The 26620-nt window shown below is 72.1% G+C and carries 23 protein-coding genes and 1 pseudogene; 11 read left to right on the top strand and 13 right to left on the bottom strand.

Going from position 1 to position 26620, the window contains the following annotated elements; all coding sequences use genetic code 11:
• Window positions 1–191: 191 nt before the first annotated feature.
• Window positions 192–1142, top strand: a complete 951-nt coding sequence (locus ACFV04_RS26785) for a DUF389 domain-containing protein (protein ID WP_380335455.1) — start codon at window positions 192–194, stop codon at window positions 1140–1142.
• A 47-nt stretch (window positions 1143–1189) separates the two neighbouring features.
• On the opposite strand, the gene ACFV04_RS26780 is transcribed toward ACFV04_RS26785, so the two are convergent.
• On the bottom strand, window positions 1190–2974 hold the full coding sequence (locus ACFV04_RS26780) for a cation:proton antiporter (protein ID WP_380335458.1): 1785 nt from the start codon (window positions 2972–2974) through the stop codon (window positions 1190–1192).
• Between the two features lie 658 nt (window positions 2975–3632).
• Here ACFV04_RS26780 and ACFV04_RS26775 point away from each other — a divergent pair.
• Together ACFV04_RS26775 and ACFV04_RS26770 are read left to right on the top strand one after the other, a co-directional pair.
• Window positions 3633–5606: a hypothetical protein gene (locus tag ACFV04_RS26775; protein WP_380335461.1), complete on the top strand. Its 1974-nt coding sequence runs from the start codon at window positions 3633–3635 to the stop codon at window positions 5604–5606.
• Between the two features lie 26 nt (window positions 5607–5632).
• The gene (locus tag ACFV04_RS26770; protein WP_380532993.1) at window positions 5633–7393 is read left to right on the top strand and encodes a thioesterase domain-containing protein; all 1761 of its coding nucleotides are present in this window, start codon (window positions 5633–5635) and stop codon (window positions 7391–7393) included.
• A gap of 132 nt (window positions 7394–7525) precedes the next feature.
• Here ACFV04_RS26770 and ACFV04_RS26765 read toward each other — a convergent pair whose 3' ends face one another.
• The 3 genes from ACFV04_RS26765 to ACFV04_RS26755 form a co-directional block, all read right to left on the bottom strand.
• Window positions 7526–8560 (bottom strand): hypothetical protein, encoded by a 1035-nt coding sequence (locus ACFV04_RS26765; RefSeq protein WP_380532991.1) that lies wholly within the window; start codon window positions 8558–8560, stop codon window positions 7526–7528.
• A 99-nt stretch (window positions 8561–8659) separates the two neighbouring features.
• On the bottom strand, window positions 8660–8875 hold the full coding sequence (locus tag ACFV04_RS26760) for a ferredoxin (protein WP_380335470.1): 216 nt from the start codon (window positions 8873–8875) through the stop codon (window positions 8660–8662).
• On the bottom strand, window positions 8872–9747 hold the full coding sequence (locus ACFV04_RS26755; protein WP_380335473.1) for a siderophore-interacting protein: 876 nt from the start codon (window positions 9745–9747) through the stop codon (window positions 8872–8874). Before ACFV04_RS26755 ends, ACFV04_RS26760 begins: the two co-directional genes overlap by 4 nt.
• A gap of 195 nt (window positions 9748–9942) precedes the next feature.
• Between ACFV04_RS26755 and ACFV04_RS26750 the strand changes: the two genes are divergently transcribed.
• Window positions 9943–10104, top strand: a complete 162-nt coding sequence (locus ACFV04_RS26750) for a hypothetical protein (RefSeq protein WP_380532987.1) — start codon at window positions 9943–9945, stop codon at window positions 10102–10104.
• 53 nt (window positions 10105–10157) lie between these two features.
• On the opposite strand, the gene ACFV04_RS26745 is transcribed toward ACFV04_RS26750, so the two are convergent.
• Entirely contained in the window at window positions 10158–10871 is a 714-nt protein-coding gene (locus tag ACFV04_RS26745) for a helix-turn-helix transcriptional regulator (protein WP_380532984.1), read from the bottom strand.
• Between the two features lie 543 nt (window positions 10872–11414).
• Complete coding sequence (locus ACFV04_RS26740; RefSeq protein WP_380532981.1) at window positions 11415–12113, bottom strand: hypothetical protein; 699 nt, start codon at window positions 12111–12113, stop codon at window positions 11415–11417.
• Between the two features lie 505 nt (window positions 12114–12618).
• Between ACFV04_RS26740 and ACFV04_RS26735 the strand changes: the two genes are divergently transcribed.
• Complete coding sequence (locus ACFV04_RS26735) at window positions 12619–13950, top strand: DUF2252 domain-containing protein (RefSeq protein WP_380532978.1); 1332 nt, start codon at window positions 12619–12621, stop codon at window positions 13948–13950.
• Between the two features lie 96 nt (window positions 13951–14046).
• Here ACFV04_RS26735 and ACFV04_RS26730 read toward each other — a convergent pair.
• From ACFV04_RS26730 to ACFV04_RS26720, 3 genes and pseudogenes are all read right to left on the bottom strand, one after another.
• Window positions 14047–14505, bottom strand: a pseudogene (locus ACFV04_RS26730) (hypothetical protein); the annotation flags it as partial.
• A gap of 254 nt (window positions 14506–14759) precedes the next feature.
• On the bottom strand, window positions 14760–15278 hold the full coding sequence (locus ACFV04_RS26725) for a hypothetical protein (protein WP_380532975.1): 519 nt from the start codon (window positions 15276–15278) through the stop codon (window positions 14760–14762).
• A complete protein-coding gene (locus ACFV04_RS26720) occupies window positions 15251–16315 on the bottom strand; it encodes a recombinase family protein (RefSeq protein WP_380532972.1) in 1065 nt (354 codons plus the stop codon). The genes ACFV04_RS26725 and ACFV04_RS26720 overlap by 28 nt, the downstream gene beginning before the upstream one ends.
• Window positions 16316–16390: 75 nt before the next feature.
• Here ACFV04_RS26720 and ACFV04_RS26715 point away from each other — a divergent pair, with 75 nt between their 5' ends.
• The 3 genes from ACFV04_RS26715 to ACFV04_RS26705 all read left to right on the top strand — a co-directional run bounded on the left by ACFV04_RS26715 (window position 16391) and on the right by ACFV04_RS26705 (window position 19609).
• Complete coding sequence (locus ACFV04_RS26715) at window positions 16391–17161, top strand: carbohydrate ABC transporter permease (protein WP_380532969.1); 771 nt, start codon at window positions 16391–16393, stop codon at window positions 17159–17161.
• Between the two features lie 46 nt (window positions 17162–17207).
• Window positions 17208–18605 carry a GH1 family beta-glucosidase gene (locus ACFV04_RS26710; RefSeq protein ID WP_380335492.1) on the top strand — a complete coding sequence of 466 codons (1398 nt, stop codon included), beginning with the start codon at window positions 17208–17210 and terminating at the stop codon, window positions 18603–18605.
• A 107-nt stretch (window positions 18606–18712) separates the two neighbouring features.
• Window positions 18713–19609: a class I SAM-dependent methyltransferase gene (locus ACFV04_RS26705; RefSeq protein ID WP_380335495.1), complete on the top strand. Its 897-nt coding sequence runs from the start codon at window positions 18713–18715 to the stop codon at window positions 19607–19609.
• Window positions 19610–19640: 31 nt separating this feature from the next.
• Here ACFV04_RS26705 and ACFV04_RS26700 read toward each other — a convergent pair whose 3' ends face one another.
• Window positions 19641–20258, bottom strand: a complete 618-nt coding sequence (locus ACFV04_RS26700) for a TetR/AcrR family transcriptional regulator (protein WP_380532966.1) — start codon at window positions 20256–20258, stop codon at window positions 19641–19643.
• Window positions 20259–20406: 148 nt separating this feature from the next.
• Between ACFV04_RS26700 and ACFV04_RS26695 the strand changes: the two genes are divergently transcribed.
• The 3 genes from ACFV04_RS26695 (at window position 20407) to ACFV04_RS26685 (ending at window position 23281) form a co-directional block, all read left to right on the top strand.
• A complete protein-coding gene (locus tag ACFV04_RS26695; RefSeq protein WP_380532963.1) occupies window positions 20407–21240 on the top strand; it encodes a class II aldolase/adducin family protein in 834 nt (277 codons plus the stop codon).
• A 216-nt stretch (window positions 21241–21456) separates the two neighbouring features.
• Window positions 21457–22416: a 2-dehydropantoate 2-reductase gene (locus ACFV04_RS26690; RefSeq protein WP_380533001.1), complete on the top strand. Its 960-nt coding sequence runs from the start codon at window positions 21457–21459 to the stop codon at window positions 22414–22416.
• A 112-nt stretch (window positions 22417–22528) separates the two neighbouring features.
• Window positions 22529–23281, top strand: coding sequence for a maleylpyruvate isomerase family mycothiol-dependent enzyme (locus tag ACFV04_RS26685; protein ID WP_380532961.1), 753 nt, complete (start codon window positions 22529–22531; stop codon window positions 23279–23281).
• A 61-nt stretch (window positions 23282–23342) separates the two neighbouring features.
• Here ACFV04_RS26685 and ACFV04_RS26680 read toward each other — a convergent pair whose 3' ends face one another.
• The 3 genes from ACFV04_RS26680 to hcp form a co-directional block, all read right to left on the bottom strand.
• Window positions 23343–23747, bottom strand: a complete 405-nt coding sequence (locus ACFV04_RS26680; protein WP_380532958.1) for a nuclear transport factor 2 family protein — start codon at window positions 23745–23747, stop codon at window positions 23343–23345.
• A 164-nt stretch (window positions 23748–23911) separates the two neighbouring features.
• Window positions 23912–24946 carry a 2Fe-2S iron-sulfur cluster-binding protein gene (locus ACFV04_RS26675; RefSeq protein WP_380532955.1) on the bottom strand — a complete coding sequence of 345 codons (1035 nt, stop codon included), beginning with the start codon at window positions 24944–24946 and terminating at the stop codon, window positions 23912–23914.
• Window positions 24943–26613: a hydroxylamine reductase gene (gene hcp / locus ACFV04_RS26670; RefSeq protein WP_380532953.1), complete on the bottom strand. Its 1671-nt coding sequence runs from the start codon at window positions 26611–26613 to the stop codon at window positions 24943–24945. The genes ACFV04_RS26675 and hcp overlap by 4 nt, the downstream gene beginning before the upstream one ends.
• Between the last annotated feature and the right edge of the window lie 7 nt (window positions 26614–26620).

Raw genomic sequence — 26620 nt, 5'->3', positions numbered from 1 at the left:
CCACCCCCACCACCACAGTGGGAACCCCCCGGCCGGATCACGCGCCCGCGCGGCTCCCCGGGGCCGGGCCCGGGCGGCCCACTGTTCACGGCAGTGGACCGCCGGGCCGCAGCCGCGGGGACGGGCGGCCACCGCCGCACTGTCTCGAGGGGCGCTGCGGCGCCCTGGCCCAGGCCGTAGGAGGACTTCGGATGGACCTGATCCACTTTCGGATGGTGACGCCGCCCTCGCTCACCCAGCGGACGATCGACATGCTGACCGCGAACAGCGACGTCCTCAACCTGGTGGTTCTGCGATCGGTGTCGAGCTCGCCGGACGGCGACGCGCTCGAGTGCGACGTCATGAAGGCCGCCGCGAACGGTGTGTTGGGCGGCCTGCGCAGTCTGGGGATCGACCACGCGGGGTCCATCGCCGTCGACGACGTCGAGATGATGTTCTCTCGGCACGCCGAACGGATCGAGGCCGACCAGCCCAGCACCCTCGTGCACACGCCGCTGTGGGCCGCCGTCGAGGCCCACATCAGGGCGGAGGGGACCTACCTGCCGTCCTTCTACCTGTTCCTGGTCATCGCCGGGCTCATCGGCGCAGTCGGCATCATGTCGAACTCCCAGATCCTCATCGTGGCCGCGATGGTGGTCGGACCCGAGTACAACGCGATCGTCAGCATGGCGCTGGGGATCGACCGCGGCAACCGCCGCCGGGTCCGCGAGGGCGCCCGCGCACTGACCCTCGGGTTCGCCCTGGCCATCGTCGTGACGCTGGGCTTCTCGGCGCTGTCGCGGGCCTTGGACCAGGAGTCCGATGCGTTCAAGCACGGTCTGCGGCCGGTGTCCCAGCTCATCGATACGCCCAACTTCTTCTCGCTGGTCGTGGCCGCACTCGCCGGTGTGGTCGGCATCGTCTCGCTCACCGAGGCGCGGGCGAGCGCGCTCCTCGGCGTCTTCATCTCGGTGACCACCATCCCCGCCGCCTCGGACATCGCCGTCTCGATGGCCTTCGCCGACTGGCACGAAGCCCGCGGGTCTCTGTTCCAACTGCTGCTGAACGTCGTGGTCCTGGTGATCGTCGGCGTCCTCACCCTCCGCCTGCAGCGGCGCTTTTGGCAGCGGGCCGGGCGTCGAGTCGGCGCGGAGGGCAACTGACCGCTGCGGGCTCCGTCCCCGGCCGCCCCTCCGGACGGCACACGCGGTCAGCCCCCGCTGCGTGCGCCGTCCGACCGTGCGGTCCGCGGCGCCGGCCCGAGGAGCACCAGGGTGTCGTCCTTCGCCGGCTCGGTGTCCTGTCCCCGGGTGACCGGGTCGAGTCGGCCGTCGGCCCGTACGACGAAGAGCAGCTCGTGGCCCGAGGGGAGCGGGTCGGCGGCGGGCTGCAGGACGAAACGGGCACCCTGCTCGTAGCGGGCCTGCAGTACGTCGCGGACGAGGTCCGAGGCGAAGAGCACCCGTCCGCCGGTGAACGGGGCGACGATGCCTTGGCCGCCGGGGGGCGGGCCGACCCGGTACACCGGGCCGTCGAGGCTGTCCTGTACGACCACCGAGGCGAGCGCGTTCAGATCGTCGTCGTCCGTGAGCAGCAGCGCGGTCGTGACACCTTCCAGCCGGGCTCGGGGATCGGTGGCCGTGGCGAGGAGTTCGCCCGCGGTCAGCTCCAGCCCCGCCTCCCTGATCCGGTCCCGCTCCCCGGGGTCACCGGCCCACATGATCACTTCCAGGCCGGCCGCGCGGAGCGACTGCCCGAGGTCGATCACCCACGGGGAGCCGCCCACCAGCAGGGGCCGCGAGCGTGCGGACGCGCCGACGCCCAGCCGGACGGCGACCGGCCGGGCGGTCAGCGCGTAGACCAGGACAGTTCCGACGATCACCAGGAAGGTGATCGGGAGGATCTTGTCGGCGCCGGACAGCCCCGTGGCGGCCAGTGAGGCGGAGAACGTCGCCGCGGTGGACGCGGCGACGATGCCGCGGGGCGCCATCCAGCCGATGAACGCCCGCTCCCGGGGGCCCACCTCCGTCCCGGCCGCCGCGACGACGGACACCACCGGCCGCACCACCAGGACGAGCGCCGCGACGAGCGCCAGCGAAGGAACCAGCACCGAAGCGACGGCCTTCGGTGCGACCGACGCCGAGATGGAAATGAACAGCAGGCCGATGACCAGTTGGACGACCGTCTCGAAGAACGGGCGGCGCGCAGGCATGTCGAACCCGGGCAGGTTCGCCACGGCGATCCCGGTGACGATCGCCGCGATGAGACCGGTGTCGTCCAGGACCATGTCGCAGCCCGCGGCCACCGCGACGACCGTGGCCAGTTGCGCGAGCGTGCCGAGCGTCCCGCCGAGCCGCAGCTTGCGCAGGGTCAGCCACAGCACCGAAACGCCCACCGCGCCACCGATCAGGCCGACGGCCATGCTCCCGAGGAACAGGCCGAACCGGAAGCCCTCCTTGTCCTGCGACCGGACGATGATGTGGAAGACGACGGCTCCCAGAATGCCGCCGAGGGGGTCGATGAGCGTCCCCTCCCAGTTCAGGACGGAGCGCACCCGGTCGGCCGGCCTGGCGTGCTCCAGCAGCGGGCCGACAACGGTCGGCCCGGAGACGACGAGGATGACACCGATCATCATGGCCACGCTGATCGGGACGTCGAACAGGGCGGCGACCAGCCCCAGACAGGCTCCGGCGGTGATGGGGATCCCCAGCACGATCAGCCGCGTCACCACCCTGCGGGTCTCGCCCTTCAGCTGCTGGGGATCGAGACCCAGCCCCGCGTCGTAGAGGATCACGGCCACCCCGAGCGACACCAGGGCCGTGAAGTCCGGCACCAGATTGGCGGGACGGACCACCTTGGTGAGCGCACCGGCGGCGAATCCGACCGGCAGCAGCACGATCAGCGAAGGGACGCGCAGCTTGCTCGCCAGGATCTGCGAGCCCACGGCGAGCGCGACGGTCAAACCGCTGCCCAGCAGGATCTGATCCTCGGTCACGACGGCCTCGTCCCTCTCGAATACGGAGAAGGCTTCGGCCGGCGTCTGCCCCACGCGTTCACTGCGTTTCCGGTTTGTCGGCAGCCGGCCCTGGAGGCGGCCCGAGGGGTGCCCAAGGCTCTGCGGGGTCCACAGCCGTGTTCGGTGCATGCCGTCCTGAGCAGGCGGACGGAGTCACACTCTCGGTCGAGGAGACCACGACTGGACGCCTCCTCCCTCCGTGCACCCGGTCGCGCCCGGAAGCCTGGCCACCACACAATCACCGCCCACGGGGGACAGCGCCCCGGAGGCGGAGGTCTTGCGCCACCTGGTCGCGAGCGTTTCCCCCGATCGGGGCGCGCTGCGGCCCATGGCCCAGCCACCGAGTTGCCGCGCGACCGCGCCCATGTCCTGATTGTGGCCGTACCGGAATCGGGCTGATGACGGCCCGGTCGCACCGAGACCGGGCAACGGTGTGAAGCGTGCGTGATCCAGTGCGCATTCGCTCGACGACCAGGGGAGACCCACGTCCCCGGCACACGGCATCAGGACGCGGTGCTTGCGGGCTCTCAAGGTGCCCGCGACGACGGCCGGCTGGAGGACAGAGATGGCGAAGCAGGCTCCTTCGGCTGCGGGTGGACGGAGTACCGCAGCGAAGGTCGGCTTCTCCCTGGGACTGGTGCTTCTTCTGCAGGCCGTGTTCGTGCTGTGCCTTGTCAGCGCCCAGCAACTGCTCGTGCCACGGAACATGCCGTTCGGCGTGGCAGGGCCGCCCTCGCCCGTGGTCGCCGAGGTCGCGTCCAGAACAGGGCTGGACCTGACCTCCTATCCGAACCCGTCGGCTGTGACGGACGCGGCCGAGCGGGGCGAGCTGTACGGCGCGTACGTCAGCGACGGTTCGTCCGACACGTTGATCGTGGTCCCGGCCAAGAGCTTCTTCGCCCAGACCGAGCTGGAGCCGGCGTTCCTCGATGCGGCCCACAAGCTGGGCCGGCCGCTGACGGTGCAGACGGTCAAGCCGCTCCCGTCCACAGACCCGGTCGGCGCAGTGACGTCGCTGTTGCTGCTGCCGCTGCTGATCGGCGGATACCTGGCCGCCGTGCTGGTCTACAAGGCGGCCCACGGCATCGCCGCCGCGCCGTGGCGTGGTGCCATCCTGGTCGGCTACGCGCTGGTGGGCGCGCTGCTGACCGACCTGATCGCCGGGTTGGGGATCGGCGCGTTCTCCAGCAGCCATTTCTGGTCGCTGCTGCCGTGCTTCTGGCTCATCACCTCGGCGGTGGCACTGGCCGCTGCCGGACTGCAGGCCCTGGTGGGCAGGATGGGCACCCTGCTCGTGGCGCTGCTCTTCATCGTCGTCGGCGGCCCGCCGGCCGGGGGATCGGGCACGTACCTGCTGCCGGTCTACTGGCGCAACATCGGCGTGATCTTCCCGGCGCAGAGCGCGGTCAACCTGATCAATCACGTGCTCTACTTCGGCGGGAGCGACATCTCCACCCCACTGATCGTGCTGTTCCTCTACGCCTTCGCCGGCATGGCCGTCATCGCCTGGTACGGCCGCATCCGCCCGGCCAGGGCAGCTGCCCGGGCCGGACGACCGGAAGCCGGCACAACGGCCCCGACCGACCCCACGCCAGCCCCACCCAACCGCCGGCGGGCGCTGGCCGGAATCCTCGCGGCGCTCGGCATCTGCGCCGTCATGCAATGCCTGTTCGCCACCAACTACATGAGCGCCTCGCACGCCCCCAAGGCCACCAACCTGCCGTTCGGCGCAGTCGGCGACTCGCCCGTGCTGGCCGCGGCCGAGAAGAACATCTCCCTGAAGGTCACCCAGTACCCGGACGAAGCCGCCGCCAAGACCGCGATCGACGAAGCCCGGCTCTTCGGCGCGCTGATCTCCTCGGGCACCTCGAACACCCTGATCGTGGTGCCGTCCATGAGCGACCTGGCACCGCTCGACCTCGCATTGCGGTTCGAGGAGGCAGCCAAAGCCACCGGCCAGACCGTGACGGTGCAGCCGTACGCCCCGACGCCGCTGGTGGCCAAGGACCCGTTCGGCCTGGTCCAAGGGCTCATGCTGGTCCCGCTGCTCATCGGCGGCTACATGAGCTCGACCCTGCTCATGGCCGTGACCGGCAGGGCGGCAGGCCGCTGGCGCGCCGCCCAGCTCGCCGGATTCGCCGTCGTGAGCGGCCTCGTCGTCGATCTGATCGTCTGCTACTGGCTGCAGGGATTCCCCAGCAGCAAGTTCTGGATCACCTGGCCCATCTGCACACTGATCGTCACCGTGGTCGCCGCCGTCGCCGCGATCCTGCAAAAGCTGCTCGGCCCCGTGGGCACCCTGCTGACGGTCGTCGTGATCATCCTGTTCGGCAACCCGTCCGGCGGCGGCGCAACCGGCGTGCCCTACCTGCCCGCCTTCTGGCGCGACATCGGCCCCTACCTGCCGCCCCGCAACGCCTACATCCTCCTGCACCACACGATCTACTTCGACGGCCACGGAACCGGCCAGGCACTGACCACCCTGCTCGTCTACCTGGGCGTCGCCGCCGCCATCCTCATCGTGCTCGACCTGCGCCGCCCCGAAGCCACGGTGCCCACCGACGCCACCGAGGCCGCGGCCATGGCCGTCCCCATCGGAGCCACACCGTGAGCGCCCCGCGCTGAGGCGTCGCACGAGTGATCACGGCGGGGCTGTTCCGGGTCATCGCCGACGAGCAGCCGGAGAGCCTGGCCGGCGTGCTGGAGGTGATCACCGGCGGCGACGTCATCTCGCCCGCCTCGGTCCGCCGGGTCCTCGACCACTGCCCCCGCACCGTCGTGCGCTGCGCGTACGGCCCGACCGAGACGACCCTGTTCGCCACCCAGCACCCGTGGACGGCGAGCCGGGACGTGCCCGCGCCGGTGCCGCTCGGCCTCCCGCTGGACGGCATGCGGGCCCACGTGCTCGACGAGTCGCTGGCGCAAGTCGCCCTCGGCGAGACCGGCGAGCTCTACCTGGCCAGCGCCGGGCTGGCCCGGGGGTACGTCCGGCGGCCGGAGCTGACGGCAGAGCGGTTCGCCGCCGATCCGTTCGGGCCCGCGGGGAGCCGGATGTACCGCACCGGTGACCGGGTGCGCCGACTCGACGGCGGCCACCTGGAGTTCGTCGGCCGCACGGACGGGCAGGTGAAGATCCGCGGCTTCCGGGTCGAGCGCGGCGAGATCGAGTCCGTCCTGGGCGAGCACCCCGGGGTGGCCCAGGCGACGGTGGCCACCCGGGTGGACCCGAGCGGAGAGACGAGCCTCGCCGCCTACCTGGTGGCGGTGTCGGGCTCCACGCTCGACCTGGCGGAGCTGCGGCGGCACGCCGCCGACGCCCTGGCCGAGTACATGGTCCCGGCGACCTTCACCGAGCTCGACCGGCTCCCGCTGACCACCAACGGCAAGGTGGACCACCGCGCCCTCCCCGAGCCGGCCCTGCCGACGGCCCCGGCCCGGACCGGCCCGCGCACCCCGCACGAGACGGTCCTGTGCGACCTGTTCGCCGAGATCCTCGGCCTGCCCTCGGTGGGGGCCGACGACAGCTTCTTCGACCTGGGCGGCCAGTCACTGCTGGCGACCCGGCTGGCGAGCCGGATGCGGGCCGTGCTCGGCGTGCGGCTGTCCATCCGCGACCTCTTCAGGAACCCCACCGCGGCGGCGCTCGGCCGGCACATCGAGGAGGGGCCCGGCTCCCGGGGCAGCGCCCTGGATCCGGTGCTGCGCCTGCGGCCGACCGGTGCCCACCCCCCGCTGTTCTGCGTGCACCCGGGCGGCGGCATGGCCTGGTGCTACGCCGGGCTCCTGCGGTACGTGCCCAAGGAGCGCCCGGTCTACGGTCTCCAGGCCGACGGCCTGAATGGCGTGGACGAGCTCGCCCCGGACCTCGACGCGATGGTCGAGGAGTACCTCGGCCGGATCCGTGACATCCAGCCCGAGGGCCCGTACCACCTGCTGGGCTGGTCCTTCGGCGGCAAGGTGGCCCACGCCCTCGCGGCGCGGCTGCGCGAGGCGGGCGAGCGGGTGGCCCTGCTCGCCGTCGTGGACGCGGGGTACGGCAGGCGTACGGAGGCTCCGGCCCCGCGCGAGCTGGTGGAGTTGGCCTTCGACCGGCTCCCGGCACTGCACGAGGAACCGGGCGACGGACCGATCCCCCTGCGCCGGATCCAGGAGATCCTCGAGGCGCAGGACAGCGCCCTGGCCGGCCTGGAGGAGCAGACCCTGGCCGCGCTGCTGGACATCACCGCGAACAACCTGGAGCTGGGCTCCCTCGAGGCGCTCGACCACTTCGACGGGGACGTGCTGTTCTTCGAGGCCGTGGACCGGACCGGTTCCCCCACCGGCCACGCCGCGGCTGGGCCCCCTTCGTCGGCGGCCGGTTCGAGGCGCACGAACTCCCTTTCCAGCACGAGAAGTTGATGGGGCGCGAGGCACTGGCGGCACTGGGCCCGGTCCTCGGCCGCAGGCTCAAGAACCTCTGAACGGACGCGATCGGTGTTGTGCTGGTCGCTCTGCTTACCGCTGTGCTCGCTTCCGTGCTCGCCGCCGCGCTCAGCGCAGCCAGACCGGCCCCCAGGCCAGCGACTGGCCGCCCAGCAGCGGATCCGCCTCGACCCGGATGCCCCGGACCCACCGTCGCCGGACTGCCAGACACCCGAGGATGTCGGCGGCGAGGCGCCGCATCCCCTCCCCTCCCAACGCCCCGAGCAGCTCGTCGGTCGACGGCGCACCAACCCGGTGGCGCCGTTCGAGCGCGGTGGCGTGGCGCACCGCCTCGGCGGCGTGGGCGCCCCACGCCTCGGCCACCACGGTTTCCGACGGCCGGTCGCTGATCCTCGCGATCCGCCAGTCGCCCGGCAGTTCGGGGACCCGGTACACCGCGGCGACCCGCTCCGTGCCCGGGCCCTCGGTGACGACCGGGCCCTCGGTAGCGGCCGGGTCGGGATCCACCGCCCACCGGGCGAGCAGACCGAGCGCCCCGTCCAGCAGCCAGTAGCCCTCCGTCGGCCCGGCCGCGGCCACCACCGGGCCGTCGGGCCGCGGGCTTCGGCCCGGATACGGCTCGACGGCCCGTGTGCGCAGTCCGTCGAGCACGAGGGTGAGCGCGAGCCGTTCGTCCGGGTCCTCCCGGTGCGCGTCGAAGGCCTGCCCGGGGACGGTGAGCAGGCCGCTCCACCTGCCCAGCAGCGGTTCCGCGGCCCGCAGCGCGTCGCCCGGCGGCGGCTGGTCGAACGTCAACAGGTCTGTGAGCGTGCGGATCCCGCTCCAGGACGGCCGGGCCGGCGCGCCGGCCAGGTGCAGCCAGTCCACCGTGCCGTCCTCCCGGTGCACGACCGCGGCGCTCGTGTCGGGGGCCCGTGCACGCATCTCCCGGAGCGTGTCACGCACCACCAGCGCGGTGTCGGTGAAGCGCGGCCGCGCCGCCGCGCCCCGGACGGCCTGCCACCGGTCGGCGCGCCGGACGAGTTCCTCGTGCAGCTCGCCGGCCCGTGCACCGGTCGGCCCCAGAACGACGACGTCGGGCCGGAGGGTGACAGGTACCCCCTGTACGTGGGTGAAGCGCGAATGTTCCTGGTGATTGCGCATGCTGACTCGACCTCGACGACTGGATCCGCCCCCGCGCGTCCCGTACCCGGGGATCACCGGTCGGCCAGGCAGCATTCCTCCTTCCCGCCCCACCCGCGATCAGCCGGGCGGACTCGTCCGGTGCAGCGAGATGGCCTGGGCGGGGCAGAGCTCGCGGGCATCCTCCGCGAGTGCGGCCTCGGCGTCGGCCTCGTCCACCCACCCCGTGACCGGCGCGGACCTGCCCTCGTCGAGCAGCTCGAACACCTCGGGGGCGATCGCCGCGCACTGGCCGACGCCCACGCAGCGGACCGGATCGACCTCGACCCGGATCACCGGGCGCTCCGTACGGTGGCTTCGGCAGCCGCCAGGGCCGTCACCTCGTCCTGCTCGACCTGCGCGTTCCAGACGGACTTGGACGACTGCCAGCCGTCCTCGTCCATGCCGAGCCGCCAGTAGCCGGAGATCGACAGCAGCTCCCGGGGCAGCTCGCGCTCGACCCGCAGGTGGTGGCGGAGCTCCTTGACGAAGGCCGCCTCCCCGTGCACGAAGACCTGCGGGTCGCCGTCCGCGAACTCCAGGGCCGTCACCCGCTCCACCAGGAGCTCGCCGACCCGGCGCGCGCCCCGGTGCAGCCAGACGACCTCGGCGCCGGGCGACGCCGCCATCGGCTGCTCCTCCGCCTGGTCCGCGACCTCGATGAAGGCCACGGCCTTCGCTCCCGCAGGCAACGACTCCAGGGCTGCGGCGATGGCGGGCAGCGCGCTCTCGTCACCCGCCAGCAGGTGCCAGGCGGCCGCCGGGTCCGGCGCGTAGCCGCCGCCCGGCCCGCCGAACCAGACCGTGGCACCCGGAGCCACCGACGCGGCCCACGGGCCGGCCAGGCCCTTGTCACCGTGCTGGACGAAGTCGACGGTCAACTCGCCGAGTTCCTGGTCCCAGTGCCGGATGGTGTAGGTCCGCGTCCGGGGCCACTGGGTGCGCGGCAGGTTCGCCCGCAGCTCGCCGGGGTTGCTCAGGTCCTGGCCCTCGAACCCCGGCGCCGGGAACAGCAACTTCACATAGGCGTCGGTGTTCCGGCCCACCGGCAGGTCCTTGAGCCCCTCGCCACCGAGCACCACCCGGACCATGTGCGGCGTCAGCCGCTCGGTCCGCAGCACCACCCCCCGGCGGGCCGTCGACTTCCTCGGCTGCCTACTGTTCGCCATGACGTACGTCCTCACTCCTGGTCACCTTGCTGGCCAGGAAGAGTCTCGACCACCACGCCCCGGCCCCGGGAGATGAAGAAGAGGTCATGCAGCTTGCTGCAATGGCGGGGCGCTTTACACGGAAACTCGGCGGATTGAAGACTCGTAATCGCCAACAGGCCACCGGGGCCCGTATCCGAGGGGGATTGGAAAACCATGAAGAAACTCAAGTCGGTCATCGTCACGATGGGCATCGCCACCCTGGCCACCGCCGCGTTCACCCTTGCCACGCCCGCCGCACAGGCCGTGTCCCCGGCCTCCGGGGCCGTCGCGGGCCAGGTCCAGCCCCACCTGGACGATTCGACCGGCTGGGACTGATGCGGATTCTTTCCGCCGGATGATCGACCTCGTCGAATGCACGGGTAATTGGGTTATTCGCCGACGCCAATGGCATTGCCACCCCCCGGAAGGTGTGCGGGTTCCGGGGACCACGCGTCCACCGCGAGGACGCCGTATGTGTGGGTCCGGGCCACCAGGGCCGTCCGGTTGGGGACGTGCCAGCGGCGGCTGAGCCGGGCGAGGTGGTGGTTCACGCCGTCCATGGGGAGTCCGATCTCCTTGCCGATCTGGGCGGTGGTGGCGCCCCTGGCGGCGGCCAGGATCCGCGCCTCGGTCGGACTCACCTCGGCACGCGGCGCGGGCGGTGGGGCGGGCGGTGGGGCCGGGAGCTCGGCGTGGGTGCGCAGGGAGAGCAGCAGGTTGGGCCTCTCCTCCGCGTTGTCGCTCACCAGCGCGACGTTCATCTCCCCGTGCCGCTCGATGCCGCCGGCGGCCGTCCACGAGACCCGGGCGTCGTACTGGGAGCGGCGGTGCAGCCGGACGGCCTCGGCGAGCACGGGCAGCGTGGCGCCGTCCCGGAGGGTGAACAGGTCGAGGATCTTCCGCTGGAGCAACTGACCGGTCAGCGAGCCGAATTCGGCCGCCATCGCCCGGTTGGCGAGGATGATCCGGCCGCCGTACTCGAACTCGACGACGAGGACGGCTTCGGCGTCGACGAAGAGCAGGACGACGAGCACACCGGACAGCCCGGCATCGCCCGCAGCCGATTCGCCCGCCTCGCCCGCAAGGCCGCGGCTGCCCACCACGACCGGCCCATCTGAACGTCTGGCCCAACGAAGACCAGTCGCACCCACCCGCCCGCGGATACCCCTGTCCCGTCCGAACGCGGGCCGATCGGCATCCGCACACTGTTGCTCCAGCACTGGTAGGCCCGCACACCTCGCCCCTGCCGCCCCACATCGCCACCGTCGCCCATGCGCTGAACGCTTACCACGACAGGACCGCCTACACGGTGTCACTGATTGGCGGGGCTACGAAGCCCTCCCCGGCCCACTCCGAGGCCGTGATCCACGTCGCGGTGATCAACGTCCCATGACCCGCCGCGTCAGCGGCGGGAGCACCCCGGCTTGGCGCGGCGCCCGAGCCCCGAGAGACAGGGATCAAGCGCCCGGCTGGTCTCGGAGCGTCGGCTGCCCGTGTGCAGGGAACCTTCGACAGTGGGGCGACGGCGGTAAGGGGAGTCACCCGGGCTGCGGTCGCCCGCAGACCGCTTGGCCAGCTCTGACGACCCGGCTCCTTGCTCTTCGACGGATGGTCAGCCACCGCAGCTCCCCGGAGGTCGAGTGTGCCTACTGCAGGATGTTGATCGCGCGAGCGATCACCAGCGCGCCGATGCCAAGGGACGCCACCGCTTCCATCATCATCAACAGCTTGGCCCACCGCTTGATCGCGGAGATGTCGGTGGGGCTGAACGCGGTGGCGGTCCAGAAGGCCAGCACCAGATAGTCGGCGAAGATCGGTACCCAGGTGGTCGGCACGTAGCTCGCGTGCTGCATCTCCGGGAACACCAATGATGGATTCGCATACGGTTGGTGTGCACGAGCGGCGGCACCACCCCGATCCAGGTCCCAGAACCACAGCCCGAAGGTGATGACGTTCGTGGCCCAGATCACTCCGCCTGTGGCCAGCAGCCCGACGGCATTGTTGGCGAACAGCTTGTTGTTGGTCAGGATGTCGGCCACCAGGTGGGCGGCGGCGAACAGGTTCGCCATCGTCATGAAGGCAATGGCGATGCGGGTCGTGATCCGTAGCCATGGCTTCTGGCGATCGATGCGGCCCGGGTCTCCGATGATCAGCGCGGCCAGCAGTGCGAGCATGACCACCGGGACCACCCATGGGGGACTCACCCGGTATTTCGCGGGCAACACCACGTGGAGGAGCGCGGCAACCAGAATCGCCAGCGCCACCGGCCACCACTGCTCACCCCGCGCGGCGGCCTGATCCGGCGTCAGTGGGGGCGGAGCAACCGGGTTGAGGCCTGATGCCATGCCCCATTGTGACCTCGCCGGTTCTGCCGCCGAAGCAGTGACGCGCCGCCTCTGCGGCGCCGGCAGTTCCCCTGGGCCGCACGGAAGCGGATGCCGTCGTTGTGCACAGTTGAGCAGTTCCGGTAGCTCACGACCTGCCGACTCGGCTCGTCCGTGGTTCGCAGAGAGCCGCGTGGATTCTGCTGGCTCCGCTTCCTCCAACGGACCGTGCGAAATGACGGATCGAGTGGCTGCAGGACCGTGTCAGCAATTCACCCCTTCGGGGAGGCATACCGTTCCGGCGTGGCACCGAATGAGTGGAATGGGTATATCTGTAGCTATCTGCGGTGATTTGCAAGCCGGCAGTATGCACTGCGGCTTGACGGGAGTGGCCATGACAACGAAGAAGAACGGCCTGACGAGTGGGAAGCGTCATGCAGGGGCATCCACCCGGGACCCGAGGCCGGCGGCAGGGCCTCTGAGCCGGGCGGACCGGGTAGCAGTGGGAAAGGACGCCCGCAGGTCGGTGCCACTGGAGACGCATGGAGAGTTCCGGCCGGGCAGATCGCGGGATCCGGTCGGGCTGCTGTTGAGCCAGGCGGCCTCGCGGGTGCCGGAACTCGTGCCGGTACGGCACGGACGCATGCTGGTATCGCCGTTCACGTACTATCGCGGGGCCGCACTGCCGATGGCGGCGGATCTGGCTGCCACACCTACCTCAGGCCTGCGGGTCCAGCTGTGCGGAGACGCGCATCTGTCCAATTTCGGTGCGTTCGCCTCGCCGGAGCGGCAGCTGGTCTTCGACGTCAACGACTTCGACGAAAGTCTGCCCGGGCCCTTCGAGTGGGATGTCAAACGGTTGGCCGCGAGCCTGGTGGTGGCGGGGCGCGACAACGAGTTCTCCGACAAGGCCTGCCGCAAGATCGTCCTGGCGGCAGCGAAGGGCTATCGCAAGGCGATGCACCGCTTTGCGAAGCAGCCGTTCCTGGACGTCTGGTACGCACACCTGGACATCGAGGAGGCCGTAGCAGAGTTCAGGTCCAAGTTGAAGGCGAAGAGGTTCAAGGCGGCCGAGGAGCTTCTGGCCAAGGCCCACACCCACGACAGCACGCAAGCGCTGGGCAAGCTCACCGCCATGGTCGAGGGTCGGCGGCAGATCGTCAGCGATCCCCCGACCATCGTCCCCGTGGAAGAGATTTCCAGCGATGTGCAGGCCGATGCGATCTACAAGATGATTCACACCGTGCTGGGCAAGTACCGGCGCACTCTGCAGTCCGACCGGCGACACCTGCTCGATCAATTCACGCTGGTCCAGATGGCCCGCAAGGTCGTCGGGGTCGGCAGTGTCGGCACCCGCGCCTGGATTGCGCTGATGGACTCCGGAGACGGCGTCGAGCCGCTGTTCCTGCAAGCCAAGGAGGCCCAGCCCTCCGTCCTGGTGAAGTATGCCGGGCACAGCGAGTACAGCAACCAGGGTGAGCGCGTCGTCGCCGGACAGCACCTCATGCAGGCCCAGAGCGACATCTTCCTCGGCTGGACCCGGGTCACCGGCGAGGACGGGGCGGACCGTGACTTCTACGTGCGGCAGTTGCGGGACTGGAAGTTGTCCGCACCGATCGAAATGATGCTCCCATCGGGCATGGCGGTGTACGGCCGGCTGTGCGGTTGGACCCTGGCCCGAGCACACGCCCGATCCGGTGACCGGGTCGCGCTGGCTGCCTACCTCGGCGGCTCAGACCGGTTCGACCAGGCCATCGCCGACTTCGCCGAAGCCTACGCCGACCAGAACGAAGACGACTTCGCCGCCCTGCAGACTGCCGTGAAAGAGGGCAGGGTCGAAGCCACCACCGGAATCTGACGTGTTCCGTCCTGCGCCTTCCGTCTGATCTTGGGCAGGCCGCCCGCTCTGGCCGCATCCCCCTGGACTGAGCACTGCGGCAAGCACCTGGACCTCCTCCATCAGCAACCAGGAGGACGACACCAGGTCGAAGTACCCGAGCTCCGGCGCATCCGGCAAGCGGAACACCAGGGCGATCTCCGGCTTCGGCCCTCGCCCGGCCCTGGACGCCGCGCGACGTTGGGGCCACGTCGGTGGGCACCCGCACGGCGTCCCTTCGGCACCTGTCGTCTCCACGAAGCGGATGCCGTCGCACATGTGCATGCCCCGCCGCCCTCGCATGACCATCCTGGACGACAGGGAGTGGGCTCCGTCGACCGAGATCGTGAACTCGTCCCGTCCGGTCTGCAGGTCGTGGATATTCGTGGCCTCCGAAGCGGTCCGCGCTTCCGTCGCCCCGACCAGTGGAGCCAGGACCAGAGCCGCCTTCCTCGAAGCCGTGGCAATACGCCATCCCGGTTCTCCGGCAGGCGCGGTGTGTACCGGGCCGCTGCCCAGGTGGAAGCGGCCGAGCATCGGCCCGACCCGCGGATCGCAATGACTGCGTCCTTCCCGGTCGGTGGCGAGTGCGGCGGCGGACGTTCGAGCAGGGGACACCGAGGCCTCCGGGAATCCGGTGGTGCAGGACTCCCTTATGGTCCGGAGTACCGGTGACTTGGCGCGGCCGAGCTGCGCTGGTAGCGCGACGCCCGGAGCAGGGGTTGAGCTGTGCGGCCTCGGCGCTCCTGCCCGAGACCGCACAGCTCATCGGCTCGTGACCGGCCGACCGCTCAGTCGGATCCTCCGGCCGGGGTATCCGGCGGGGCGACCCAGGAATCCGGTTCGTCGAGCCAGTGGATCTCGATCCGGGCTTCACCGTCGAACCGGATCCCGCGGTTGCCCTTCGACACGACAATTCGTCGCACCAGGAGCCTGATCAACTCCCGTCGAAGTCCGTGACCGGCGGTCGCCCAGGCGCTCCGGATGCTGGCGTCCTCCAACAGCCAGGAGACGTCGAGCCGCTTCGGAGTCGCCGCTGCCACCCGTTCCTTCGCGACGAGCAGCGCCGCGCGCGCCTCCGCCTGTAGCTTGGGGAGATGGGTGTCGAAGGGCGGGTCGAAGAACCCGTCGGCCTGCTGCTGGGCCAAGCGCTGGACTACCCCTTCCGCAGCCGCGAGCGCGGCCACCGCGTCGGCGAGCTTCTCCGCGGTCTCCGGCTGCTGGTAGCCGCTCCACCGCTCGGCGGCGATGAGCAGCAGAGGGTCGTCGATGTCGGCTCCGTTCAGCCTGGCAAACCACGCCTCGACCACCCAGTCCTCGAGACCTGGCGCCTGATGCAGCCCGGAGCCGGGCAGTCCTGCCAGGCTCGGTGGCGGTTGCAGAACTGGTTCATTCCGTGAGCGGATGCGGCTCCGCGACAGCCCGCGCACCGCGTCGCGTCGGTCAGCAGATGACGCTTGCGGTTGTCCACTGCCTCCCGGCCGGCGAAGTTCCCTCCGGTGAGCTTTTGCCTTGCTCGTTCGGCGAGTTCGCGCGGGATGGGCTCGGCGCCGTCGGCCCAGACCCGCACCCGGTTCCCGTTCTCGTCCCGGTACGGGATCGGGTCACGCGGCTTGTTCGGGTGTTTGACCGTCTGCCAGCCCTCGTAGACGGGATTGTGGATCATGTAGGAGATCGTCGACACCGCCCGTTCCCCGCCCTGGGGCGACGGGACGGGATTCGGCCCGGAGTTCAGCCCCCTGCAGAGCAGGCGCCCGCTTATCCCGTCGGCGACACTGCGGAAGACGTGCAGGACGATCGGCCAGAGGGCCCCGTTGGTCAGCTTGCGGTCCTTGGTCGCCTCGACCCCGTGGGGCGGGCGGTTCGACCACTGGCCGTTCCTCAGCTGGTTCTTCTTGGTGACCCTGATGTTGTCGCTGAGTCGCTCCGAGTACTCCCGCGCCTGCTCGGCCCGGTCGGTGATCCATCGCCGGTCGTTGGGGTCCGAGCTGTCGAGTCGCTCCCAGTGGAAGATGACCCGGGCCTTCCCCAGCACCGGGCCGATGTCATCGATGCCCTTGCGCGTGAAGCGGTCGAGAGCGAAGCACCACAGGGCGGGCACCTCGTCATCGAGCACCGCGGCGAGGGCGTTGTCGAATCCGGGGCGGGCGACGTCCGACCAGGCCGACAGGTTGTCGACCCAGACCCGCCGGACACGGTAGCGGTTCCGCACGGCCCACTCGCGCCCCTCGGCCTCCTGGGCGCGGATGGAGGTGATGTCCCGCTTGTCGCCCTCCCGCACGACCTTGGACTTGCGAAGGTAGAGATCGACCTCGGGCCAGTCGGCCGGGTCCGTCGAGGGGCTCATGGTCGGTGGTTCATGGTGGTACGCGGGCATGGGACCGGATCCTCCGGGTGGACCGCGATTGGGTGCGGCCGTCGAATGAAAGTAGGTTCGACGGACTCCAGTTCGCTCAAGCCGCTCCAGGACGTCCAGGGCCCGTTCCGCTGGATCCCCAGCACGGTGACCCTCCGGCCGTACCTGGACGTCTGGCACACCGTGCCGCTCGGCCGCTACCTCGTCAACTCGCTCGTCGTCGCCGGTGGTTCGACCGTCTGCTCGGTGCTGGTGGCGGTGCTCGCCGGGTACGCGGTGAGCCGCTACCGCTTCCGCGGGCGGCGGCTGTTCACCGTCACCGTGTTGTCCACGCAGATGTTCCCGGGCATCCTGTTCCTGCTGCCGCTGTTCCTCCTCCTCGTCAACGTCGGCAACGCCACCGGGCTGCCCCTGTACGGCAGTCGGGGCGGGCTGACCCTCACCTACCTGACCTTCTCGCTGCCGTTCTCGATCTGGATGCTGGTCGGGTACTTCGACTCCATCCCCCGCGACCTGGACGAGGCCGCCCTGGTGGACGGCTGCGGTCCGGTGCGGGCCCTGGTGCGGGTCATCGTCCCGGCGGCCCGACCGGGCATCGTGGCGGTCGCGGTGTCCGCCTTCATGACCGCGTGGGGCGAGGTGCACTTCGCCTCCGTCCTCACCGACGACCGGACCCGCACGCTGGCCGTCGGCCTCCAGGGCTACGCGACCCTCAACGACGTCCACTGGAACCAGGTGACGGCCGCCTCCCTGGTGGTGAGCGTGCCCGTCGTCGCCGGGTTCCTCCTGCTCCAGCGCTTCCTGGTGGCCGGGCTGACCGCCGGAGCCGTCAAATGACCGGATCGACCGGACCCCTGTCCCCCGCCCGCCGAAAGGCCGTCCCATGACCGACCTCAGCGCCCTGCCCGCCGACTTCCTGTTCGGGGCCGCCACCGCCGCCTACCAGATCGAGGGCGCGGCGAACGCCGACGGCCGCGCGCCGTCCATCTGGGACACCTTCTCGCACACCCCCGGCCGGATCGCCGGCGGCGACACCGGCGACACCGCCTGCGACCACTACCACCGCTGGCCCGAGGACATCGCCCTGATGCGCTCCCTCGGGCTGGACGCCTACCGGTTCTCCGTCGCCTGGCCGCGGGTGGTGCCGCTGGCCGACGGCCGGGTCAACCCGGCGGGCCTGGACTTCTACGACCGGCTCGTCGACGGCCTCCTCGACGCCGGCATCGTGCCCTTCCCGACGCTCTACCACTGGGACCTCCCGCAGGCCCAGCAGGACCGCGGCGGCTGGCCCGCCCGCTGCACCGCCGAACGCTTCGCCGACTACGCGGCCGTGGTCGGCGAACGGCTCGGTGACCGGGTCACCCACTGGGCCACCCTCAACGAGCCCCTGTGCTCCGCCTGGATCGGGCACCTCGACGGCACGATGGCACCCGGTGTCACCGACCTCACCGCGGCGGTCCGGGCCTCCTTCCACCTCCACCTCGGCCACGGCCTGGCCGTGCGGGCGCTGCGGGCCACCGTGCCCGGCGCGCGGATCGGCATCGTCAACAACCTCAGCCCGATCGAGCCCGCGAGCGGTTCGCCGGCCGACCGGGCCGCCGCCGCCCGGGCCGACGGCCACGTCAACCGCTGGTGGCTCGACCCCGTCCTCGGCCGCGGCTACCCGGCCGACATGCGGGCCGAGTACGGCGTCGACCTGCCCGAACGCGCGGGCGACCTGGAGCTGATCGCCGCGCCGCTCGACTGGCTCGGCCTCAACTACTACTTCCGGCAGATCGTCGCCGACGACCCGGGCGGCCCGGCCCCCCGGTTCCGCCAGCTGCCCGGCCCGAACCGGCGCCACACCGCCATGCCCTGGGAGGTCCACGCGCCGGGCCTCGAACAGCTGCTGCTGCGGCTGACCCACGACTATGGTGTGCGGCGGATCTTCGTCACCGAGAACGGCTCCGCCTACCCCGACACCGTCGCGCCCGACGGCAGCGTGGACGACCCCGAGCGCGGCGACTACCTCCGGGAGCACCTGGCGGCCTGCGCCCGGGCCGCCGCCCGGGGAGCGGGACCGGCGGGGTACTTCGCCTGGTCCCTGCTGGACAACTTCGAGTGGGCGTACGGCTACGACAAGCGGTTCGGCCTGGTCCACGTCGACTACCCGACCCAGCGGCGCACCGTGAAGAGCAGCGGGCTGCACTACGCCGAGCTGATCGCCGCCCACCGGGGCCGGGAGCCGCAGCAGCCGGACCGACACGGCCGTTCGGGTCGGTTCCCGGCGTCGAACGGTTGACGGTCTCCGGGGGTGGGACGGGTGACTGGTCGTCGACCGCCTTCCGAGCGAAGGGGGCGGGCGACGGGCCGCCCCGCTCCCGTCCCCTCCCCCGGTGAGGAGCCCCCGTGCAGGAACCCCCCGTGGATCCGGCTGCCGCGCCCGGCCCTCAGCCCGGCCCTCAGCCCGCCCCGCATTCCGGCCCGCATTCCGGCCCGCAGCCCGCCCCGGACGACGGTCACTACGGCACCGGGCTCTTCGCCCCCGACAGGAGCGGCGAGGGGGAACGCATCGACTACGGCGCCCTGGCCTACGACGCGGTGACCCGGGCCCGGCTGACCGCCCTGGGCGTCGGCCCGGGGTGGCGCTGCCTGGACGTGGGCGCCGGCACCGGGACGATCAGCCGCTGGCTGGCCGAGGAGGCCGGTGCCGACGAGGTGCTGGCCCTGGACCGGGACCCGCGCTTCGTGGACGCCCGCCCGGTCGACCGGCTGCGCACCACGGCCGCGGACATCACCGATCCGGCGCTGGCACCCGGCCGGTTCGACCTGGTGCACTGCCGGTTCGTGCTGATGCACCTGCCCGGGCACGCGCAGGTGCTGGCGCGCCTGGCCGACTGGGTGACGCCCGGCGGCTGGCTGGTCGTCGGCGACGCCGTCGACCTGACCACGGCGGACTCGCCGCAGGCCGTCTACCGGCGGACCATGGCCGCCATGTGGCAGGCGCTGCACCGGCGGATCGGCACCGACACCGGCTGGGTAACCCGCTATCCGCACCTGCTGCGGGGGCTGGGCCTGCGGGAGGTCGGCGCCGAGGTCCACGTGCCGCCGCTGACCCCCGGCGCTCCCGTCACCGCCTTCTGGCGCGAGACCTGGCTCAGCATGCGCGACGCCCTGGAGGCCGACGGCGGCCTCGCGCCCGGGGAACTCGACCGGGCCCTCGCCTACCTGTCCTCCCCCGAGCTCGCCGACCTCTCCCCCGGCCTGATCACCGCCTGGGGGCGCCGCCCGGCCGCGCGGTCCTGAGCCGGCGTCCCGACCGGGGCGCTGCCGCGCCTCAGGGCACCCGGGTGTCCGTGGTCAGCGCCGTCAACAGGGGCTCCAGGAAACGCCGTTCGAGCCTGCCCGGCGGCAGCTGCTCGGGTTCCACGTAGCTCTGGGCCAGGCCGCCCTCGCGGATCGCGATCAGCAACCGGGCGACCTCGTCGGGGTCCGCGGTGAGGGTGCGGCCGGCCCGGGCCAGGTGGTCGGTGAGGGCGCGGGCGAGCTGGGCGCGCAGCCGGGCGTCGTGCCGGGCGAGCACCCAGGCGGCCTGCGGGTCACGGATGGCGTGCAGGGTGAACTCGGTGGTGACCAGGTACCAGTCGCGTTCGGCCGGTTCGACCTCGCAGAGGACCTCGACCAGCGCGTGCACGGTGAGGTCCTCGGTGGCGATCGAGTCGACCAGTTCGGTCATCCGCGCGAGGATCCGGTCGCTGTGCGCGTCGAACAGCCCGAGGAACAGCTCCTCCTTGCTGCTGAAGTTGGAGTAGAACGCGCCCCGGGTGTAGCCGGCCCGCTCGCAGATCTGCTCGATGGTGGCGGCGCGGAACCCGTGTTCGGCGAAGGTCTCCAGTGCGGCCTGGAGCAGTGCCGCACGGGTGCGCGGTCGTCGCTTGGTCTCACCCTTGGGCATCGGCGGCATCCCGGTCCACTCGGTTCACTCGGTTCACCCTGCTCGGTCGGATCCATCGGATCCCTCGGATCCGCACGCGTGTCGCCCGGATCCGCACGCGGATCGGATCCATTGTCGTATCGGATACAGCATTGTATCTTCTGGGGCCATGAGCACCCCACCACCTTCCGGCGCGGGCACCCCGCTGCCCGCCGCGCTCGCCGCCGCCGTCGGACCGCTGCCCGCCGGAGTCACCCTGCCACTGCCGCCGAGCTTCGAGTCGGTGGCCGCCGAACGCCAGTACCGCAAGGAGCAACTGGCCGCCGGATTCCGGCTGTTCGGTCGGTTCGGCTTCTCCGAAGGGGTCGCCGGGCACATCACCGTGCGCGACCCGGAGCACCCCGACCGGTTCTGGGTGAACCCGTTCGGGATGCCCTTCGGCATGATCAAGGCCTCGGACCTGCTCCTGGTCGACCACGAGGGCACCCTGCTGCACGGCAGCCGGCCGGTGAACCGGGCCGCGTTCGTGATCCACTCCCAGGTGCACGCGGCCCGCCCCGACGCGATCGCGGCCGCCCACGCGCACTCGCTGCACGGGAAGGCCTTCTCCAGCCTCGGCATCAGGCTCGACCCGCTCACCCAGGACGCCTGCGCGTTCTTCGAGGACCACGGGCTGTACAGCGACTACCGCGGCGTGGTGAACGAGGTCGACGAGGGCAAGCGGATCGCGGCCGCGCTCGGCGCGCACAAGGCGGTGATCCTGCAGAACCACGGGCTGCTGACGGTCGGCGGGTCGGTCGCCGAGGCGGTCTGGTGGTTCGTCACGATGGAGCGCTCCTGCCAGGCCCAGCTGCTCGCCATGGCGGCCGGCACCCCGAAGCACATCGACCGGGAGACGGCGCTGATCACCCGCGGACAGGTCGGCAGCGGACTGGCCGGCTGGTTCCAGGCGCAGCCGCTCTTCGAGCAGATCGGCGCGACCGACCCGGACCTGGCCGGCTGACCCGGCCCACCCGGACCGACTCGGCCCCACCCGGCCCCACCCCGGCCCCACCCCGGCCCCACGCCACCGGGCCACCCGCACCCGCACCCGCACCCGCCGACCACACCCACCCGCCACGAGCCGCACCAGCCGGCCGCCGGAAGGACGTCACCAGTGAACAGGGCACCGCGGATCGCGGTCTTCGGCGCCGGCAGCATCGGCTGCCACCTCGGGGGCATGCTGGCCGCCGCGGCGGACGTCACGCTGATCGGCCGGCCGGCACCGATGGCCGCCGTCGAACGGGACGGGCTGACCCTGAGCGGTCCGGGCCGTGCCCGGCGGGAGGTGCGCGGGCTGACCGTCGCCACCGGCGCGGCCGCGGCGGCGTCGGCGGACTACGTGCTGGTGACCGTCAAGTCTGCCGACACCCGGGCGGCCGGGCGCGAGCTGGCGGGCCGGCTGGCGCCCGGCGCGGTCGTGATCAGCTTCCAGAACGGCCTGCACAACCCCGAGGAGCTGCGGGCCGGGCTGCCGGCCCACCGGGTGCTCGCCGGGATGGTCCCGTACAACGTCGTGCGCAGCGGCCCGGCCGCCGTCCACCAGGGCAGCGGCGGTGCGCTCCTGGTCGAGGACGCCCCGCAGGCGCGCCGGTTCGCGGCGGCGGCCCGGGCCGGCGGGCTCGCGCTGGCGCTGCACCCGGACATGCCCGGCGTGCAGGCCGCGAAGCTGCTGATGAACCTGAACAACGCGGTGAACGCCCTGTCCGGACGGCCGCTGCGCGAGGAGCTCGGCGCCCGGGCGTACCGTGCCTGTCTGGCCCGGTGCCAGCGGGAGGCGCTCGCGGCCTTCCGGGCGGCGGGCATCGCGCCCGCCCGGCTGGGTCCGCTGCCGCCGCGCTGGATGCCCCGGGTGCTGGGGCTGCCCGACGTGCTGTTCCGGCGGGTGGCGGCCGCCGCCCTGCGGATCGACGCCCGGGCCCGCTCGTCCATGTGGGAGGACCTGGAGCGGGGGCGTCCGACGGAGGTCGACGCGCTGCAGGGCGAGGTGATCGCGCTCGCCGCCCGGCACGGTCTGCCGGCGCCGGCCAACGCCCGGCTGGCGGCGCTGGTCCGCGAGGCAGAGCGGGCGGGTCCGGGCGGGGCGCGGCGGTGGTCGGGGCCGGAGCTGCTGGCGGCGCTCGACGCACCCGATGCTTGACAAGCTCAACCTTTCAGGCCTAGCGTCGCCACCGTTGTTTCATGCGATGAACCATCGGGCGCACCCGCCGTCCCGAGGCGCCGCGCGGCCCGCATCCCCGGAGAGCACCTTCATGACCCCCCACGACCACGGCACGGCCGTTGCCGCCGAGACCGCCCGCTTCGTCGCCGCCGTGCAGCAGGCCGACCCGTCGCTCCCGGTGCCCGGCTGCCCCGGCTGGACCCTCGCCGACCTGGTCCGCCACGCCGGCAGCGTGCAGCGCTGGTTCACCGTGCTGCTGCGGCAGCGGATCCAGGAGCCGCCGCGCAGCCGCGACGTCGACCTGTGGCTGCCCGAGCGGCCGGAGGACTACCCGGCCTGGCTGGCCGAGTCCGCCGAGCTGGCCGCCTACGCGTTCACCGACCTCGACGCGCCGATGTGGGCCTGGGGCGCCGACCAGCACGCCCGGTTCTGGGTGCGCCGGATGCTGTTCGAGACCCTGGTCCACCGGGTCGACGCCGAACTCGCGCTCGGCCTGACGCCGGTCGTCGACCCGGCCCTGGCCGCCGACGGCGTGGCCGAGTTCCTGACCAACCTGCCCTTCGCCGCCCTCTTCGCGCCCGGGACCGCCGAACTGCGCGGCGCGGACCGGACGATCCGCTTCGGCCGCACCGACGGCGAGGGCGACTGGCTGGTCCGGCTGCGCCCCGACGGCTTCGGCCTCGACCCGGACGGCGCCGGCGCCACCGCCGACGCCACCGTCCGGGCCACCGCCGCCGACCTGCTGTTCCTGCTCTACGGGCGGATCGACCGCACCGCCGACGGGGTCGAGGTCTCCGGGGACGACGAGCTCCTGACCCACTGGTTCGCCCACTCCGCCTTCTGACCCCGCCCGGACCGCACTCCCGACCCGCGGGACGCCGGCGGCCCGGCCGCTCCGGGAACGGTCAGGCCCCGGCTCCCGCCCCCGCCTCCAGTGCCCGGGCGATGGGCAGGGTGTCGGAGGTCTGCCGCAGCTGGGTGATCCGGCCGTCCCGCAGGGTGAAGAAGTGGGCGAACCGCGAGGTCACCGGCACCCCTCCGGCCGTCCGGCCGACGTAGCGGCCGAGCACGATGACCTGGTCGCCGTCCTCGTAGTACGCGTCACCGACGCACCCGAACTCGCGGAAGTCGGCGAGGAAGGGGAAGAAGTCACCGAGGATGCGGTCCAGCCCCTCGTACACGCCGCCCCGGGGGAAGCCCTCCGTCACGTCCCACCGGGCGTCCTCGGCGACGACCGACCGGATCACCTCCAGGTCGCCCCTGGCACCGTAGAAGCGCCGCACGACGTCGACCTGCGGGGAGTCGGCCACGGTGGAGTTCCTCTCGACGGACGGAACGTGCCTGACGGTGCGTCAAGGACACTACCGCCCGCGACGGGTGGCGGGTGGCCGAACCGCGCGGCCGCCGCCCGGCCGTCGGCAGGGCGCCGCCCCCGCCCCGGTGACGGAGGAGGGGGGCGGGGGCGGCGCCGGTCTCAGCCGGCCAGGAAGCGCTCCCGGTGCACCTGCGCCGGGGGGACGCCGCCGAGCAGCGCGGCCCGCAGGACGGCGTCGACCAGGGGCGGCGGCCCGCAGACGTACACGTCCGGGGCGACGCCGCCGAGTCCGGGCAGCGCGGCGGCGAACAGGTCCGCCGGGGTGCCGGTCGGGCCGGACCAGCCGGGGGCCGGTTTCCAGACACAGACGTCGTACCGGAATCCCGGCAACTCCTCTGCCACGGCGGCGAGTTCGCGAACCCCGAAGACGTCCTGCGGTTCGTTGACACCGAGGAAGAGCCGGGCCGGCTGCGGGTCCTGCCACTCGGCCATCCGGCGGACCATCGCCAGCAGCGGGGCCAGGCCGGTGCCGCCGGCCACGAACCAGCGCGGGCGCAGCCCGGTCTCCCGCAGCCCGAAGGCGCCCTGCGGCCCGTGCACGGTGAGCCGGTCGCCAGGACGGGCCCGGTCGGCGAGGTACGAGGAGAACCGCCCGCCCTCCCGGAGCCGGACGTAGAACTCCAGCCGCCCCTCCCAGTTGCCGGTGCCGGCGAGCGAGTAGGCCCGCTTCGCCTCGTCGTCCGGGGCCTGGAGTTCCATGAACTGGCCCGGGTCGAACTGGCAGTCCGGCTCGCCGTCGAGGCGCAGTTCGAGCCGCACGGTGTCCTGCGCGACCGGTTCGAGCGCCGTGACGACGGCCGTCCGGACGGGGATTGCGCCGTGGAGGATCCGGGACTGCTCGTACGGCAGGGTGGCGGTCAGCGGCCCGCACGGGAAGGTGCGGCACAGCAGCACGTCGCCGCGCGCGCGTTCGTCCGCCGGGAGGGCCTGCTCGCTGTACGCGCCCAGCTCGTACGCTCCGTCGGTGACGGAGGCGTGGCACGAGCCGCACGTGCCCTGCCGGCAGGAGGCCGGCAGGGTGGCGCCGGCCTCGGCCGCGGCCTCCAGCACGCTGGTGCCCCGGGCGCACGGGAACTCCAGGCGTCCGCCGTCGGCGGTGGTGAGGAGCACCTGGTCCGCTTCGGGGGTGCTCACGACGCCGTCCGCTCCAGCGCCGCGGCCAGGTCGGCGGTCGGGTCGCCGGTGACCCTCAGGCCGAAGCGCTCGACCAGGCCGTCGACCAGCGCGGGGGTGAGGAAGCCGGGCAGCGAGGGGCCGAGGTGGATGTCGCGGATGCCGAGCGCGAGCAGGGTGAGCAGCACGGCGACCGCCTTCTGCTCGGTCCAGGCGAGCGCCAGGGTCAGCGGCAGGTCGTTGACCCCGCACTCGAAGGCGTCGGCCAGCGCCGTCGCGATCCTGATGGCGGAGTAGGTGTCGTTGCACTGCCCGAGGTCCAGCAGCCGCGGGATGCCGTCGATGTCGCCGAACTCGTGCCCGTTGAAGCGGTACTTGGCGCAGCCGAGGGTGAGCAGCACGCTGTCCCGGGGCGCGCCGAGCGCGAACTCGGTGTAGTAGTCGCGGCCCGGGGTGGGGCCGTCGCAGCCGCCGATCAGGAAGAAGTGCCGGATCGCGCCCCGGCGGACCGCGTCGACGACCTGGTCGGCAACCGCGAGGACGGCGTCGCGGCCGAAGCCGACGGTGATGAACCGTTCCTCGGCCGGGGTCTGCGGGAAACCCGGCAGGGCCTTGGCGGCCTGGATCAGCGGGGCGAAGTCGTGGCCGGTGAGGTGGCGGACGCCGGGCCAGCCGACCGGTCCGGCGGTGAAGATCCGGCGGCGGTAGCTGACGTGCGGTTCGATGATGCAGTTGGAGGTCATCAGGACCGGGCCGGGGAAAGCGGCGAACTCCCGCTGCTGGTCCTGCCAGGCGCCGCCGTAGTTGCCGGCCAGGTGCGGGTACGCCTTGAGCAGGGGGTAGGCGTGCGCGGGGAGCATCTCGCCGTGGGTGTAGACGTTGATGCCCTGGTCCTTCGTCTGCTCCAGCAGTGCCTCCAGGTCGCCCAGGTCGTGGCCGCTGACCAGGATCGCCTTGCCGGCGACCGGGGTGGTGCGGACGGCGGTGGGCTGCTGGGCGCCGAAGGTGCCGGTGTTGGCGGCGTCGAGCAGTTCGATCGCCGCGAGGTTCAGCCGGCCGAGGCCGACGGCGCGTTCCAGCAGTTCGGCGGGGTCGGTCGGTGCGCCGGCCAGGTAGGCCAGGGCGTCCTCCACGCCGCCGGAGACCTCGGCGCTGTGCCGGCCGAGCACGTGGGCGTGGTGGGCGTAGGCGCAGATGCCCTTCAGGGCGTACAGGTGGAGCGAGCGGAGCCCGACGACGTCCGGTCCGACCAGGTCGAGTCCGGTGTCCACGCGGAAGTCCTGTGCCTGGCGGGCGAGTTCGGCGGGGTCCGCACCGGGGGTCCAGGCAGCGGGGCCGGTCGGCGGCTGCGGCTCGTGGCCGGCGGCGCGCGCGGCGCGCTCGTACCCGGCTCTGACCCGGTCGCGGACGGCGACGGCCTCCTGGATCAAGACGGCGAAGCGGGTCGGGTTGAAGTTGACGTTGGTGAGCGTGGTGAAGACCGCGTAGCGGATGAAGGCCGACGCGTCGTCGTCCGGGGTGCCGAGGGCGCGCGCCTTCGCGGCGTACTGGGCGATGCCCTCGACCGCGTGGACCAGCAGGTCCTGGAGGTCCGACGTGGCGGAATCCTTGCCGCAGTTGCCGATCGGGCCGGCGCAGCCGGGGGTGGTGCCGGTGCGGTCGGTCTGTTCGCACTGGTAGCAGAACATGCGGGTC

The organism is Kitasatospora sp. NPDC059599 (assembly GCF_042735125.1).
In the GTDB taxonomy this organism is placed as follows: Bacteria; Actinomycetota; Actinomycetes; order Streptomycetales; family Streptomycetaceae; genus Kitasatospora.
This window is presented reverse-complemented; position numbering and strand designations above follow the sequence as displayed.

Coding starts and splice junctions, on each gene's coding strand:
- ACFV04_RS26785 (WP_380335455.1), top strand. CDS start 192: ATGGACCTGATCCACTTTCGGATGGTGACGCCGCCCTCGCTCACCCAG.
- ACFV04_RS26765 (WP_380532991.1), bottom strand. CDS start 8,560: ATGCGCAATCACCAGGAACATTCGCGCTTCACCCACGTACAGGGGGTA.
- ACFV04_RS26755 (WP_380335473.1), bottom strand. CDS start 9,747: ATGGCGAACAGTAGGCAGCCGAGGAAGTCGACGGCCCGCCGGGGGGTG.
- ACFV04_RS26750 (WP_380532987.1), top strand. CDS start 9,943: ATGAAGAAACTCAAGTCGGTCATCGTCACGATGGGCATCGCCACCCTG.
- ACFV04_RS26740 (WP_380532981.1), bottom strand. CDS start 12,113: ATGGCATCAGGCCTCAACCCGGTTGCTCCGCCCCCACTGACGCCGGAT.
- ACFV04_RS26720 (WP_380532972.1), bottom strand. CDS start 16,315: ATGAGCCCCTCGACGGACCCGGCCGACTGGCCCGAGGTCGATCTCTAC.
- ACFV04_RS26715 (WP_380532969.1), top strand. CDS start 16,391: ATGAAAGTAGGTTCGACGGACTCCAGTTCGCTCAAGCCGCTCCAGGAC.
- ACFV04_RS26710 (WP_380335492.1), top strand. CDS start 17,208: ATGACCGACCTCAGCGCCCTGCCCGCCGACTTCCTGTTCGGGGCCGCC.
- ACFV04_RS26700 (WP_380532966.1), bottom strand. CDS start 20,258: ATGCCCAAGGGTGAGACCAAGCGACGACCGCGCACCCGTGCGGCACTG.
- ACFV04_RS26695 (WP_380532963.1), top strand. CDS start 20,407: ATGAGCACCCCACCACCTTCCGGCGCGGGCACCCCGCTGCCCGCCGCG.
- ACFV04_RS26690 (WP_380533001.1), top strand. CDS start 21,457: ATGCTGGCCGCCGCGGCGGACGTCACGCTGATCGGCCGGCCGGCACCG.
- ACFV04_RS26685 (WP_380532961.1), top strand. CDS start 22,529: ATGACCCCCCACGACCACGGCACGGCCGTTGCCGCCGAGACCGCCCGC.
- hcp (WP_380532953.1), bottom strand. CDS start 26,613: ATGTTCTGCTACCAGTGCGAACAGACCGACCGCACCGGCACCACCCCC.